This is a genomic window from Castellaniella sp. (genome assembly GCF_041675725.1).
Classification (GTDB): Bacteria; Pseudomonadota; Gammaproteobacteria; order Burkholderiales; family Burkholderiaceae_B; genus Castellaniella.
On record NZ_JBAYTI010000063.1, the window covers coordinates 1 to 14,275 of the forward strand.

Annotated in this window: 14 protein-coding genes and 1 riboswitch; of the genes, 8 read left to right on the forward strand and 6 right to left on the reverse strand. The window is 65.9% G+C overall.

From position 1 onward, the window contains the following. From WCZ84_RS11500 to WCZ84_RS11510, 3 genes are all read left to right on the forward strand, one after another. The coding region (locus WCZ84_RS11500) for a 3-hydroxyacyl-CoA dehydrogenase NAD-binding domain-containing protein (RefSeq protein WP_372686419.1) at positions 1–753 on the forward strand (753 nt) is incomplete at its 5' end. A 30-nt stretch (positions 754–783) separates the two neighbouring features. Then, positions 784–1,446, forward strand: a complete 663-nt coding sequence (locus WCZ84_RS11505; RefSeq protein ID WP_372686420.1) for an aspartate/glutamate racemase family protein — start codon at positions 784–786, stop codon at positions 1,444–1,446. Continuing rightward, the gene (locus WCZ84_RS11510; RefSeq protein ID WP_372686421.1) at positions 1,443–2,327 is read left to right on the forward strand and encodes a ZIP family metal transporter; all 885 of its coding nucleotides are present in this window, start codon (positions 1,443–1,445) and stop codon (positions 2,325–2,327) included. The genes WCZ84_RS11505 and WCZ84_RS11510 overlap by 4 nt, the downstream gene beginning before the upstream one ends. Positions 2,328–2,358: 31 nt before the next feature. Here the strand turns inward: WCZ84_RS11510 and WCZ84_RS11515 are convergent, their stop codons facing one another. Both WCZ84_RS11515 and WCZ84_RS11520 read right to left on the reverse strand, forming a co-directional pair. Beyond that, positions 2,359–2,733: a tautomerase family protein gene (locus WCZ84_RS11515; RefSeq protein WP_372686422.1), complete on the reverse strand. Its 375-nt coding sequence runs from the start codon at positions 2,731–2,733 to the stop codon at positions 2,359–2,361. A 192-nt stretch (positions 2,734–2,925) separates the two neighbouring features. Continuing rightward, complete coding sequence (locus WCZ84_RS11520) at positions 2,926–4,197, reverse strand: O-acetylhomoserine aminocarboxypropyltransferase/cysteine synthase family protein (RefSeq protein ID WP_372686423.1); 1,272 nt, start codon at positions 4,195–4,197, stop codon at positions 2,926–2,928. A 341-nt stretch (positions 4,198–4,538) separates the two neighbouring features. Between WCZ84_RS11520 and WCZ84_RS11525 the strand changes: the two genes are divergently transcribed. Next, complete coding sequence (locus WCZ84_RS11525; protein WP_372686424.1) at positions 4,539–7,424, forward strand: adenosylcobalamin-dependent ribonucleoside-diphosphate reductase; 2,886 nt, start codon at positions 4,539–4,541, stop codon at positions 7,422–7,424. 50 nt (positions 7,425–7,474) lie between these two features. Continuing rightward, complete coding sequence (locus WCZ84_RS11530; protein ID WP_372686425.1) at positions 7,475–8,479, forward strand: asparaginase; 1,005 nt, start codon at positions 7,475–7,477, stop codon at positions 8,477–8,479. 23 nt (positions 8,480–8,502) lie between these two features. On the opposite strand, the gene WCZ84_RS11535 is transcribed toward WCZ84_RS11530, so the two are convergent. The 3 genes from WCZ84_RS11535 to WCZ84_RS11545 all read right to left on the reverse strand — a co-directional run bounded on the left by WCZ84_RS11535 (position 8,503) and on the right by WCZ84_RS11545 (position 11,125). Continuing rightward, on the reverse strand, positions 8,503–9,216 hold the full coding sequence (locus tag WCZ84_RS11535; protein ID WP_372686426.1) for a TenA family protein: 714 nt from the start codon (positions 9,214–9,216) through the stop codon (positions 8,503–8,505). Between the two features lie 32 nt (positions 9,217–9,248). Next, positions 9,249–10,688, reverse strand: coding sequence for a sodium:solute symporter (locus WCZ84_RS11540; protein ID WP_372686427.1), 1,440 nt, complete (start codon positions 10,686–10,688; stop codon positions 9,249–9,251). A gap of 85 nt (positions 10,689–10,773) precedes the next feature. Then, positions 10,774–10,885: riboswitch (TPP riboswitch) on the reverse strand. Between the two features lie 63 nt (positions 10,886–10,948). After that, on the reverse strand, positions 10,949–11,125 hold the full coding sequence (locus WCZ84_RS11545) for a hypothetical protein (protein ID WP_372686428.1): 177 nt from the start codon (positions 11,123–11,125) through the stop codon (positions 10,949–10,951). A 244-nt stretch (positions 11,126–11,369) separates the two neighbouring features. Between WCZ84_RS11545 and WCZ84_RS11550 the strand changes: the two genes are divergently transcribed. Then, on the forward strand, positions 11,370–11,801 hold the full coding sequence (locus WCZ84_RS11550; RefSeq protein WP_372686429.1) for a hypothetical protein: 432 nt from the start codon (positions 11,370–11,372) through the stop codon (positions 11,799–11,801). 53 nt (positions 11,802–11,854) lie between these two features. On the opposite strand, the gene WCZ84_RS11555 is transcribed toward WCZ84_RS11550, so the two are convergent. Next, a complete protein-coding gene (locus WCZ84_RS11555; protein WP_372686430.1) occupies positions 11,855–12,667 on the reverse strand; it encodes an MOSC domain-containing protein in 813 nt (270 codons plus the stop codon). 191 nt (positions 12,668–12,858) lie between these two features. Here WCZ84_RS11555 and WCZ84_RS11560 point away from each other — a divergent pair, with 191 nt between their 5' ends. Both WCZ84_RS11560 and WCZ84_RS11565 read left to right on the forward strand, forming a co-directional pair. Continuing rightward, on the forward strand, positions 12,859–13,941 hold the full coding sequence (locus WCZ84_RS11560; protein WP_372686431.1) for a linear amide C-N hydrolase: 1,083 nt from the start codon (positions 12,859–12,861) through the stop codon (positions 13,939–13,941). Between the two features lies 1 nt (position 13,942). Beyond that, the coding region (locus WCZ84_RS11565) for a YbaK/EbsC family protein (RefSeq protein ID WP_372686432.1) at positions 13,943–14,275 on the forward strand (333 nt) is incomplete at its 3' end.

The window sequence follows — 14,275 nt, forward strand, 5'->3', positions numbered from 1 at the left end:
CCCGTCGTGGTCCACGACGCATTAAAGCGCATCCAATGGAACAACGTCGGCATTGTCGTCGAGTGCGTCTATGAGGATTTGGCGTTGAAGCGCCAGGTATTTGCGGCGCTCGAACAGCTCAGTCCCGCCTCCGTGCCACTGACCAGCAACTCATCCAGCTTTCCGATCAGCGATATCGGCGCAGGATTGCAGACGTTGAACCGCATGCTGGGCCTGCATTTCTTCATGCCCGCGCATCTGGTGCCCGCGGTCGAGGTGGTGTGCAGCCAACAATCGGATGAAGCCGTTGCCGATCAGGTCATCGACATCATGTGGGCGGTGGGGAAACGGCCCATCCGGGTCAAGAAGGACGTTCCGGGGTTTTTGGCCAATCGAATCCAGCATGCCCTGATGCGCGAGGCGATTGCTCTCGTGGAAGAAGGGTTCGCCAGCGCAGAAGACGTCGATGCGGCGGTGCAGTATGGCTTTGGGCTCCGGTACGTCGCGGCGGGCCCCTTGTTGCAGAAAGATCTGGCAGGAATCGATGTGCATTGCGCCGCCGCGACGAAGATGTATCCCTACCTGCACAACAATACCGAGCCCAGCGCCTACATGAGAAAACTGGTGGCCGACGGGCACGTCGGGGTGAAATCCCCTTCGATGAAGGGTTTTTATCAATGGACCCCCGAGCGGATCCGGGCCGAAAAGGCGCGCTACGAAAAGGCCTTGCTGATGGCGGCCGACATCCTCAAAGGGGAAAGCAGCCATGGTTGATTTGCCGATCGGTCACGTCGGGGGTGTCGCATGAGCCGGCATCATCCAAAAATCGCACTGTTCCACGCCCTGCGGGAATCCGAACGACCGTCCTGGCGCGCGATGGAAAAAATCTGGCCCGAGGCCAGATATTTCAATCTGGTCGATGATTCGCTTCCCGGCGATCTCGTCGCGCAGGGGGGGCTCACCGAGCCTATCGTCGCCCGTTTTCTGGCCATGGGCCGGTACGCTGCTTCCACCGGGGCCAGGGGGCTGTTGTTCACCTGCTCGGCGTTCGGCCCTGCGATCGATGCAGTCAAAAAGGATCTGGACATCCCGGTATTGAGGCCCAACGAGGCCGCCTTCGAGCGTGCGCTTGCGCTGGGTGCGCGCATTGGCCTGCTGGTCACCTTTGAACGCTCCCTTGGGTCGTTGCGCCAAGAGCTGGGCCAGATGGCGGCCTCGCGGGGGCTCGACGTTTCGGTGGTCGGCTCTGTCGTAGAGGGCGCCCTTGCGGCGCTTCAGTCCGGGCGGGCCGACGAGCACGACAGGCTGGTGGCCGACGCGGCGCGAAAACTGACTGGCGTCGATGTCATCGTTCTCGGGCAATTTTCCTTGGCGCGGGCTGCGGACAGCATACGAAACCATACGGCCCTGCCCGTCATTACCACGCCCGAGTCGGCGGTCCAGAAAATGAAAGGCCTGGTGGCATGAACAGCCGCCGTACAGGCTTCAACAAAACCTACCTCACGCTGGCTTTGCTGGCGACCGCCCTGGTGCTGGCCGGGCTCTGGCCGCTCTGGCGCTGGCTGGACCGCATCGATCCCATGGCGGGCATGGCGCTGGTGGGCGGCATGGCCGCTGCGGCGGCAACCGCCCTGGGCACTCTGCCTATCCTGAGCGTACGCTCACTGTCGGTGCGCACGCAGGACGCGCTGCTGGGTTTCGGGGCCGGGGTGATGCTGGCGGCCAGTGCTTTTTCGCTGACCATACCGGGCCTCGAGGCAGCGGGCGATATGGGCTATGGGCCGTGGGGGTCGGGGTTCATCGTCGGTTCGGCCATTTTGCTGGGGGCCGTGGTGCTGCTGGGCTTCGAGCGCCTTCTGCCACACGAACACTTCGTCAAGGGGCGCGAAGGGGTCGAATCCACGCGCTTGCGCCGCACCTGGCTGTTCGTGTTCGCGATCGCCTTGCACAATATCCCCGAGGGCCTGGCGATCGGCGTGGGCTATGCGGGCACTGACATGGTGCGGGGCACGGCACTGGCGACGGGGATCGCGATACAGGATATCCCCGAAGGGCTGGTGGTCGCGGTGGCGCTGATTGCCGTGGGGTATGAGCGCTGGTTTGCGGTGCTGCTGGGCATGGCTTCGGGGCTGGTCGAGCCCATTGCGGCGGTTTTGGGGGCGCTGGTGGTCGGCTGGTCGGCCCCTCTGCTGCCCTGGGGGCTGGGCTTTGCCGCAGGCGCCATGCTGTTCGTGATCAGCCACGAGATCATCCCCGAGTCGCATCGCACCGGGCACGAGGCGCTGGCTACTTGCGGGCTGATGCTGGGTTTCGTGGTGATGATGCTGCTGGATACCGCGCTGGGCTGAACCGGGCCGCCGGCGCGCCCCGCCCCGGCCCTTATAGCCCGGCCTTCAGGGCGCTGATTCCGCCGGCCGTGCCGTAGTTTTCCCGGGCCAGGTCGTGGATGATCGAGCGGGTGGCCTGGGCCGAAACGCCGAGACATCGCTCGCTGACTGCGTTCAGCGCTGCGATGGCGGCTTCTTTTTCTTGGGTGTCGCGGCCTTCGAGCAGGTAGAGTTCGTACAAGACCATCTCGGCCGCCGGATCCTGCCCGATCAGGGCGCTCTCGGGTCCGTAGGCATTCAGGAACACGTGGACGACGCGGCCGGGCACGTCCAGTGCCGTGGAAACCGCCTGGGCGCATTCGCGCACCAAATGCGTTTTTTGCTCGTCGCTGCGCTGGGCGGCGACGTGGATCTTCAAGAAAGGCATGACAGGCGTCTCCGAAAAATGCGCCGGGCGGAAAGATGGGCTGGATGGGCGGGGGTTCATCATACCGCAGCGGCCTGCACCATGACGACGCCCCGGGCCGCCGCTGGCCGGATGCTTCCTGGCCCGGCGGCCCGGCGGCGGCCCGGGGCATCCGGCCCCCGGCCCCCGTCTTCCCGGTCCCCCCGTGGGGGATCAGGCCACGGCCAGCGCTTGTTCGATGTCGTCGACCAGATCGTCGATGTGCTCGATCCCCACGCACAGGCGGACCAGGTCCTTGCTGACACCGGCCGTGACCAGCTCTTCGTCGCTGAGTTGGCGATGCGTGGTGGTAGCCGGATGGCAGGCCAGGGTCTTGGCGTCGCCGATGTTCACCAGGCGCTTGATGATCTGCAGCTGATCCATGAAGCGCGTGCAGGCCTCGATGCCGCCTTTGACGCCGAAGCTGAACAACGAGGACGGGATGCCGCCGTCGATGTATTTCTGGGCGAGGGCGTAGTCCCGGTTGTCTTCGAGGCCGGCAAAATTGACCCAGGCGACCTTGGGGTGCTGTTGCAAGTATTTGGCCAGGGCCAGGGCATTCTCGCAGTGGCGCTCCATGCGCAGACCCAGGGTTTCGATGCCCTGCAGGATCAGGAAGGCGTTGAAGGGCGAGATGGCGCCGCCCGTGTTGCGCAGGGCGACGGTACGGGCCCGCCCGGCCAGCGGAACGGCGGCGAAGTCGTCGGCATACACCACGCCGTGATAGGCGGGTTCGGGTTCGTTGAATTGGGGGAAGCGCGGGTTGTCTTTCCAGGGGAAGCGGCCCGCGTCGATCAGGATGCCGCCGATGCTGGTACCGTGGCCGCCCAGATATTTGGTGAGCGCATGGATGATGATGTCCGCCCCGTGTTCGATGGGGCGGCACAGCGCCGGGGTGGGCACCGTGTTGTCTACCGCCAGGGGGACGCCCTGCGCATGGGCGATGTCCGCCAGGGCGGCGATGTCGACCACGTTGCCGGCCGGGTTGCCCACGGATTCGCAGTAGACCAGGCGGGTACGGTCATCGATGGCGCGGGCAAAAGCCTCGGGGTCGCGCCCGTCGACCAGACGGGCTTCGATGCCCAGGTCGTTCAGCGTGTGGCGCAGGAACGTATAAGTGCCGCCGTAGACCTGGCTGGTGGCGACGATGTTGTCACCCGCCTTGGCGACGGTGAGTACGCAGGCGGTGATGGCCGCCATGCCCGAAGCAAAGGCCAGGCCGGCCGCACCGCCCTCGAGCTGGGCCACCCGGTTCTCGAGCACATCCGTCGTCGGGTTCATGATGCGCGTGTAGATGTTGCCGGGCACCTTCAGGTCGAACAGGTCGGCGCCGTGTTGCGTGTCGTCGAAATAGTAGCTGGTGGTCTGGTAGATCGGCACCGCGACCGAATGGGTCTGCGGGTCGCCGGCAAAACCGCCGTGGATGGCGATGGTGTCGCGCTTCATGACGTCTCCTTGTGCAATGGACCTGCGCATTTTGACACAGCTTCATATAGCTGGAAATGATAAGCAAAATGCAGGCATGGCGTGCCGGCCGGGCCTCAGGCCCTTGGGGGGCGGCCACTGAAGCCGCGGCCTGCCATCGCCGGTAGAAAAAAAGCGTACGGCCGGTATGGATTTTGAAGAAAAAAGGCGTACAGTAAACCCTGTCGGCGGATCTAAAGCCCCCGGTTTCTGGTCTACATATAGTGTATATTATGGGCGAAAACACTATATGTGGTACGAAATCTGTCCATCCCATCGTTGCTCCCGAATGCGTCCATGCGCTTGTGGGGGCAGGAGCCATCATGAAGCGCGAAGACGTGTTCACGGGCCTGGAGCCCCAGTCCATCACTACCGAGGTCCTGCTCGAGAAATACGCCAAAGGGGGCGAGACGACGATTGGTGAAATCCAGCAACGGGTGGCGCGGGCGCTGGCCGCCGTCGAGCCGGCCGACCAGCAGGCGCACTACGAAGCGCGGTTTCTGCAGGCGCAGCAGCGCGGGTTCATTCCGGCGGGGCGCATCAATTCGGCGGCGGGCACCGATCTGGCCGCCACCCTGATCAACTGCTTCGTGCAGCCGGTGGGCGATTCGATCTCCAGTGCGGTCGATGGCCTGCCCGGCATCTACGATGCCTTGCAGAAGGCTGCGGAGACCATGCGCCGCGGGGGCGGGGTCGGCTATAACTTCAGCCATATCCGGCCTGCCGGGGCTCAGGTCAAGGGGACGGCGTCCAAGGCGTCGGGGCCTCTGTCGTACATGCGGGTGTTCGATCGCTCTTGTGAAACGGTCGAATCGGCCGGGGCGCGGCGCGGGGCGCAAATGGGCGTGCTGTCCGTCTCGCATCCGGACATCGAGGCCTTTGTACAGGCCAAGCAGACGGCGGGCGAGCTCACCAATTTCAATGTATCGGTCAGCGTCACCGACGCCTTCATGCAGGCGGTGGTCGACGACGCCCTGTTTCCGCTGGTGCATGCCGCCGAGCCCTCCGAAGACCTCAAGGCGGCCGGTGCCAGGCAGCGGGCCGATGGGGTGTGGATTTATCGCGAAATCCGCGCGCGCGATCTCTGGGACCAGATCATGCGCTCCACGTATGATTACGCGGAACCGGGCGTGTTGTTCCACGACCAGATCAATCGCGAAAACAATCTGCATTATCTCGAGATCCTCGAAGCCACCAATCCGTGCGGCGAACAGCCCCTGCCGGGTTATGGGTGCTGCTGCCTGGGGTCCATCGACCTGACCCGCTTCGTGCATCACCCGTTTGGCCTGCAGGGCGAGCCCGAGGTCGACTGGGCCGGCCTGGCCGAAGTCACGGCCATCGCCATCCGCATGCTGGACAACGTGCTCGACGCCACCCAGTGGCCGCTGCCCGAGCAGGCCGCCGAAGCCGCCCACAAGCGGCGGGTCGGCCTGGGGGTCACGGGGCTGGGCGACGCGCTCATCATGCTGGGGCTGGCCTACGACAGCGAACCGGCGCGCGCCATGGCGGGGCGCTTTGCGCGCGAAGTCGCGCACGCGGCGTATCGCGCCTCCGTGGCACTGGCCCAAGAACGCGGCGCGTTTCCTGGTTTTCAGGCCGAACCCTACTTGGCCAGCGGCTTTGCGCAGCGCCTGCCCAAGGACATCCGCAAGGCCATCGGCAAACACGGCATCCGCAACAGCCACCTGACGTCGATCGCGCCCACCGGCACCATTTCGCTGGCCTTTGCCGACAATGCCTCCAATGGCATCGAGCCGCCGTTTTCCTGGACCTACACGCGCAGCAAACGCATGGCCGACGGCTCGCGGCAGGATTACACCGTCGAAGACCACGCCTACCGCCTGTACCGGCTCATGGGCGGCGACGTCTCGGGCGAACTGCCCGCCCATTTCCGTACCGCCTTGCAGATTTCCGCGCGCGATCACGCGCTCATGGTGGCCGCGGTCAAGGACTACGTGGATGCCGCGATTTCCAAGACCGTGAACGTGGCGGCCGACTATCCCTACGAAGACTTCAAGGATCTCTATCTCGAAGCCTGGCGCCTCGGGCTCAAGGGCATCACCACGTATCGGCCCAGCGGCAAGCGCGGCGCGGTGCTGTCGGTCGAGCCGTCCAGTGGCGGCACGCCCGCCCAGCCCGAAGCGATTTCGCTGTCCGAGGCCGATCGCCGCCTGGTACTCAAGCGCACCATCGAACCGGTACTCAACAGCCTGCGCTGGCCCAACCGGCCGCGGTTGCCGCGCGGCGCCTCCTGCTGGGCGTCCGACGCCATCGAAACCTCCGAGGGCAGCTTCGTGGTGTACGTCTCCGACTTGCAGAACCGGCCATTCGAAATCTGGGTCAATGGCGCGCGCCCGCCGCGCGGCCTGGGGTCGGTGGCCAAGATGCTCAGCCTCGACATGTACACGGACGACTATCCCTGGCTCGACCGCAAGCTGCAGGTGCTGGCGCGCACCAGCGGGCAGGCCGAATTCCAGATGACCGACCCCGAGACGGGTGAATGCATCACGCTGCCGTCCACCGTGGCGGCCTTGGCGCGGCTGGTGGCGTTCCGGCACCGTTCACTGGGTATCGCGGCCCCCGAGTCGGCGTCTTCGGCGATGATGGATGCCCTGATTGCGCCGCGCGAGCCCAAGACCGGCACCGACGGCACCATGGGCTGGGTCTGCGACGTGCTCAATCCGGCCACCGGAGACGACCTGGTCCTGATGGTCAAAGAACTGCGCATGCCCGATGGCTCGACCCGGCCTTATTCGGTCTGGGGGGCGGGCAAGTTTCCCCACGCTTTTCAGGGCCTGTTCAAGCTGCTCAGCCTGGACATGCGCATCGTCGATCCGGCCTGGATCGCGATGAAGCTGCGCAAGCTCATGAACTACGCCGAACCGCAGGGCGATTTCATGGCCCGCGTGCCGGGCAGCGATCAGTCGCGCTCCTTTCCGTCCACCGAGGCCTATATCGCCCGCTTGTTGATCCATCGGTACGCCATGCTGGGCATACTGGACGAGTCCGGCGAACCCATCGATCCCATGGGCGTGGTGCAGGCCGAAACCGCGCCCGGCCTGCCGGGGGCGACGGCGGCCGGACCCGCCGCCGATGTCGTGGCGCACATGACCGGCAGCGAATGCCCCGAATGCCATCTGCATCGGATCATTCGCCGCGATGGCTGCGAGTTCTGCACCAACTGCGGGTATCAGGGGGCCTGCGGCTGAGCCCGCCGCTGAGCCCGCCGCCATTCGTAGCCCATTGACCCGGAGCAACCATGGATCTGCCTGCCGTCACCATACTGTCGCTGGGGGGCACGATTGCCATGACCCAGGGCGAGACCGGGGGGGTCGTGCCCACCCTCACGGCCGAGGCGCTGGTCGGCGCCGTGCCGCAGCTGCAACAGGTCGCCCGGGTCAAGGCGCAATCGTACCGGCAGCTGCCCAGCGCCCACCTGCGGTTCGAGGACATCGAGGCCCTGGCGGCCTCCCTGCGCCATCTGGCCGGGGCTGGCGAGCGCGGGTTCGTGATCACGCAGGGCACCGACACGATCGATGAGACCGCATTCGCGCTCGATTGCCTGTACGACCTGGACGTCCCGCTCGTGGTCACGGGCGCCATGCGCCACCCGACCCTGCCCGGGGCCGATGGGCCCGCCAATCTGCTGGCCGCCGTCCAGGTGGCGGCCAGCCCGGCGGCCCGCGGCCTGGGTTGCCTGGTCGTCATGAATGACGAGGTCCATGCCGCCCGATACGTGCGCAAGCTGAACACCAGCCGGCCCGATGCGTTTGCGTCGCCGGCCTGCGGGCGCCTGGGTTGGCTCACCGAAGGGCGCCTGCGCCTGGCCAGCCGCCTGCCCGATGTGCCCCGTGTCGTGTCATCGCCCCAGCCACGCCCGGCGCAGGTCGCGTTGCTGCCCGCCTGCCTGGACGACCCCGGCGACATGGTGCGCGCGCTGTTGGCCGCCCATGCGTTCGACGGCCTGGTGATCCAGGCGGCGGGTGGCGGTCACGTCACGGCGGGCCTGGCCGATGCCCTGGAGACCGCTGCCCGGTCGATGCCCGTCGTGTTGGCATCCCGCACGGGCAGCGGAGACGTGCTGTCCAGCACGTACGGCTATACCGGCAGTGAAATCGATTTGCTGCGGCGTGGGCTGATCCGCGCCGGCCTGCTCGACGGGCACAAGGCACGGGTCTTGCTGACCCTGCTGCTGCGCCATCAAGGGGCCGATCCCGGCGCCATCGCGCAGGCATTCCAGGCATGGTCCAACGACCACCCATGAACGCCCTCGGCCCATGAGTACCCTCAACCCAGGTCCCACCCCTGGCGGTCGTGGGCAGTGCCCCAGAAATGCCACTCGTATACGCAGGCCTGGCGAAAGATCTGCTGCATGACGTCGCGCTCGGGCTGCGACGCCCGGGCCAGACAGGCCTCCAGTATGGCAACCGCCCCGCGGGTGGCCCGGTCGAAATCGGCACTGTCGTAGGTCGCCACCCAGGTGGCATACGGGTGGCTTGCACCCAGCCGCGAGGCGCGTTGCACCAGTACTTTACCCATGTGGGCGTATACCCAGAAGCAGGGCAGCACGCCCGCTACGCCCTGCGCATACGATTCCGTGGCGGCGGTGGCAATCAGGAACGACACGTAGCCCAGCGTCGTGGGCGACGGTTGTGCGGGCCCTGACTGTACGGCAAGCTGCTCGCAGGCTGTGGCCAGGGTGGCGTCCGACAGCAGGCTGTGATGCATGCCTTCCTCGACGCTGATGGCGCGCGCCGACGACTCGGCCCAGAAACGCGATTCATCCCGGCTGTGGGCGCGCGCCGAGAGCAGTGCCATGGCACGTGCATAGCCGCTCAGGTAGCGGCTGTCCTGGCGGATATAGTGCACGAAGGCGGTCGGGTCCAGCGTCCCGTCGGCCAGTTCGGCCAGAAAGGGCAGGGTCTCGATGCGTTGTACGATGGGCTGGCTGTCTTGCCACAGAGCGCGGGTCAGGGGGCCAGCTGAAAAATCCGGGGTCATCGTGGATCTCCGTCAATGAAAAGGTGAAGCGGTCAGTTCGGCAGGCTGCAGATCTGGTGCTGCATGCCGTGCAGGTCGCAGGGGGTGCCGGGCCAGACGCGGCTAAGCACCAGTGTGGTGGCCACGGGCACCAGGGCGGCCAGCAGAAAGGATTCGAGCAAGGTGTCCATGGGCCCGTCGGGGGCCGGGAACAGCCAGAAACCGGCTGCGAGGCCGGCCAGGGTGGCCGTCAGAGCCACCCGCCCGCTGCAGCGGGTGCTGTACAGGCCAAAGAACACCGGAAAGGCGGCTGCGGAACAGAACAGGTCGGCCAGCAGGAACAGGTACAGCACGCTGTAGCCCTGCGCCGACGCCAGCCAGACGGGGAGCGCGAGGGCATAGATCGCCAGCCGCGACCAGTACATCAGGACGGCGCCGGATGCCTGGGGCATCAGGCGTCGGGCGTCTACGGCGATCATGCTGGAGACGGCGCTGATGGCGGTGTCGGCGCTGCTCATGACCAGGGACAGGCCCAGCGGGATGAGCGCCAGCATGAACAATGCCGGCATTTTGGGGGCCAGCACGCTGAACAGCGCCACCGAACTGTCCGTTCCCGCATCCTGTGCCACGAACACCAGGCCAAACAGGCCCATGATGAAGATCACCGGGCCCACCAGCAGGCCGCCGAGCAGAAAGCCGCGCCGCATGGCGCGGGTGGAACGGGCCGCATACACGCGTTGCCAGTTGCCCTGATGGAACAGCCCGGTCAGCAGGATGGCCACGAAGAAGGTCAGGCCCGCCTTCAGGCCGACCCAGTTATCCAGGGCCAGCAGCTGGGGGGCCCTGGCCTGCAGGTGGTCGCGTACCATCTCGATGCCGCCGCTGGCCTGCCAGCCCAGCGCGATCAGCGCCAGCAGCAGCGGCAGGATGATCATCATCTGGATCTTGTCGGTGAAGATAGAGGCCTTCAGGCCCCCCCAGGCGGTGTACAGCAGCGTGCAGCCGAGCACGATGCCGGCGGTCAGCCACAGGGGAATGGGTGCCATCAGGGCAACGATCTTGGCCATGGCCGTGATTTCGGCCGTCAGCGAGATGCCCAGATAAAACAGCATGATCATCAGGATCAAGCCATACAGGCCGCGGCCGTAGCGGGCCATCACGAATTCGGTCAGGGTGTGGCCGCGCGGGATGAGCTCGCGCATGCGCTGCCCCAGCGGGATCATGACCAGGCGCGGCGACATGGCGCCCAGTGCGTAGCCGGTGATGGCCGCCAGCCCGCCCCAGGTGGCGGCCTGGGCGGGTGCGAACAGGATCCAGGCGCCCAGCGAAGAGGCCAGCAGGGTCAGGATGGTGGCCGTGGCCGACTGGCTGTTGCGGGCCACGATGTAGTCTTCGAGCGTGTCGCGACTGCGCCGTGCATACCAGATGCCTGCCAGTGCAAAGCCGATGGAAAACAAGATGACCCACGCCAGGGTGGTGCCGGTATCGGGCATGCAGGATCCCTCGCAATTCAGGCCAGGCTGGCGGCATGCCGCGTGGCGGGCAGGCTGCCTATGACGGAAGAGAGGGAAGGGGTGCTGGCAGTGGGGGGTCCTTCCCTTCGCCGGTATGAGCCGGATCAGGTTCTAAGGGTCACCGCACCGTTTTGCGGAATCTCAGCCCGAATGTTCGGACCCCCCCAGGAACTGCCAGAAATTTAGAGCAAATGCAGCAGGCTGTCAATCGGTGTCGAGCGCCCGCCGGGCTGCGCACGTCAGGTGGGGGTTTCGCTGTCTTCGGCTATGCGGCCCGCTTCGGTGGCGCCGCCTTCGTCTTCCCAGCGCGCGATGCAGCCGCATTGTTCGATGGGCTTGCCGCATTCAGGACACAGTACGGGTTCTGCGGGTGGATGGGCGGTCTCCTGGCGCTGGCCAGGTTTGGGTGAGTTCATGATGAGCACCTCCTGTCTCGAATGGACGGCCGGCCCGGTCGGTTTCGAAGGCCTGAGCTGGCTGTAGTTATGATGTTATAGAGCTTGGGCCGGGACGACAAGAATGGTGACTGTACGATCCAGGGATTTCGTGGCTGCCGTGGATAGCCCATCGGGTGTTTTGCCCGGGCGTTTTGCGCCCCATGCTCTATGATGGGGCTTGGCCGCCCAAGGCCGGCCCCACTCGTATTCTGGCACCATTGGTATGCCCAAGTTTCTGTTCCGCTCTATCTGGACGGCCCGCCCTGTCCTGTTCCTGGCCTATCTGGTTTTGTTCAGCTATGGCATGTTCAGTGCCAGGCCGCCGTCGGTTTTGCTGATGCCGTTTCCACAGTGGGACAAGGTATTGCACGTCATGGCGTTTCTCGGGCTGTCGCTGTGCACTTCACTGCTGCTGATGGCCCGTCCGTGGGGCTGGCTGGCCTGGCCCGTGCTGTTGGCAGCCGCACCGCTGACCGAGTACCTGCAGCACGTGCTGCAGCCGCGGCGCGATTTCAGCCTGGGCGACATCGTCGCCAATGCGATCGGGGTGTTGCTGGCCGCCGGCTTGTGGCCTGGCCTGCGGCTGCTGTTCCTGCCTTTTGCCGAACCGGGCCATGTCGCGCCAGACGCGGATGACCCCGGCCCGTTCACTTGAGCATCGTGGCAGAATGGCGCAAGAGCGCGCCTGGTCGAATCCCTGCGGCCGATTTACGCCTGCAGGCGCTTGACCGGGCTGCCTGCCCCGACCTGGCCGTGCTGTTCGACGCGCGCATACAGGCCCAGCATGAGCTGGCTGCGGGCCGCCGCCGGGTCGCCCGCCTCTGCCGGAATGGCATGCTTTTGGCTGCGCAACGCCACCAGCGCTTTCAGCGTCTCCGTATCGCGCAGACCGGTGGCCGGGTTCTGCGCGGTGACCAGGCAGCGCGGGACGAGGCCCACGATGCGCACCACGGCTTCGCCCACGGCGAGACGTTGCCCGATCCAGCCATCTTCCTCGAAGGCATCCAGCCCGTCGAGCTCGAACATCATGCGGAAGCGGTCGGCCCAGCGCAGCGCCGTGGCGCGTGCCTCGAGGCGCACCCGCTCGAGGGTGGCGCATGAGATCAGCGTGACGGGGTGCACGTCGGTGGCGATGGTATCGGCCGCGGCCTGGACCAGCCGCACGGGCCGGGCGATGAAATCACTGAGGGCCTGGTCCCAGGGCCCTTCGACGGGTTGCCCGTGCACAGGCCGGCCGTAGAAATCGGTCACGACCGTTTCGCGGCTGCGGCGCACCGCATCGCCCAGACAGGTACCGTCGGGCAAGGAGACGCGCAGCCAGTCTTCGGCTGGGTCGAAGTGCGCCTGCACACGCACCAGGGGGCCCGCCCGCTTGCCGTTGATCATGATGCCATCGGCGTCGATGAGATAAAACCGCCGGTTGGCAAAAACGCCGGAATCATCGAGCCAGATCGTATCCGGATGCTGCAGGGCGGTCCCCTTGATCGGGGTGATGTTGATACGATGGACCGAAGTGGGCACGGCGTCTCCAGGGGGGCCTGTTGGGTGGCCGATCAGGGCGGCGGGCCGGACCCTGCCGCGGCCCGCTTGTCGCAGGCGGGCACGATCTGGCAAGATGTGGGCTGATCGGGTTGTTCGAGCCTACGATCGTACCGCATCGTGGCCGAGCCCTGCCATGCTCGCACACATCACTACAAGGCCTTGGTTCTCTCATGTGTACTTCACTGCTTTATCTGGATGCCTGCAACCGCGCCTACCTGGGCCGCACGCTCGAACTCAGCCTCGAACTGCCTTATCTGGTGGCGCGTTTCCCAAAAGGCGCCCGGCTCACGTCCAAGGTGCAGGGCTACCCCGAGCTGGACTGGGTCGCGCGTCATGCCTTCCTGGCGGTCACCATGCCCGATGCGCCGCCTGCCTCCGCGGCTGGCTTTGGGCCAGAGGATCTCAAGGTGATCGAAGGCCTGAATGACGCGGGCCTGACGTTCAGCATGCAGTCTTATCCACAGGCGGGCGGTCCGCAGGCCGGCCTGGATTCCGCCCGGGCGGCGCTGTCGGCCGCCGATCTGGGGGCGTTCCTGCTGGGGCAGTGCGCGACTGTCGCAGAGGCCCGGGCGGTGTTGGACGGCCAGCAGATCGTGCTCGAGCGCATTCCAATCCTGGGCGGGCTCGAAGTGCCGTTTCACTTCGGCCTGCACGATTCGACGGGCGCCAGCCTGGTGGTCGAGTTCCATCGCGGGGAACGCTCGCTGTACGACAACCCGGTGGGCGTGATGACCAATGCGCCCCGGTTCTCCTGGCACCTGACCAATCTCGACAACTACACGCATTTGTCGAATGTCGACCACTCCAGGGCCCGCTTCATGAACTACGATGCCCAGCAGCCTGGTTCGGGCATCGCCAAGGCGGGCGTGCCGGGTAGCGACAGCTCGGTGGACCGGTTCATCCGGGCGGCTCACTATGCCCGGTTTGCCGAAAAGCAAACCGACCCGGACAAGGCGGTGCAGATGGTGGCACACATCATGAACAACTTCGACCGGCCGCGGGGGATCACGATCGACCCGCCGGACCAAGGCAGCGGGCATCTGCAAGTGGCGGGGCATGCGACGGATGGCGTGCCGACCGAATTCACGAGCTGGACCAGCCTGACAGACATCGAGCGCCGCCGCCTGTACCTGCGCGACAGCAAAGGCATGAACTATATTTATCTGGATCTCGCGGCGCAGGCCGACATCCCCCATTTTTCGATGGTGCCCATGAAAGACTTGGTGGCGCCGGTCGCCGAGGTCACGTTCTGATATGGGTATTATCGAAGTACGCCAATTCTTGCGGGAACGGGCCCCCGAGCTGGAGATCATCGAGCTTGCGCAAAGCACGGCCACGGTCGAACTCGCCGCCCAGGCCCATGGTGTGGCGCCGGGGCAGATCGCCAAGACCCTGTCCCTGAGGGCGGGCGGGCAGGTGGTGCTGGTGGTGGCCTCGGGAGACACGCGGCTCGACAACAAGAAGCTCCGGCACCTGTTTGGGGGCCGTCCCAAAATGCTGCCCCCCGAAGAAGTGGCCACGCTGACCGGGCACCCCGTGGGTGGCGTCTGTCCGTTCGGCCTGGCGCAGCCGTTGCCGGTCTATTGC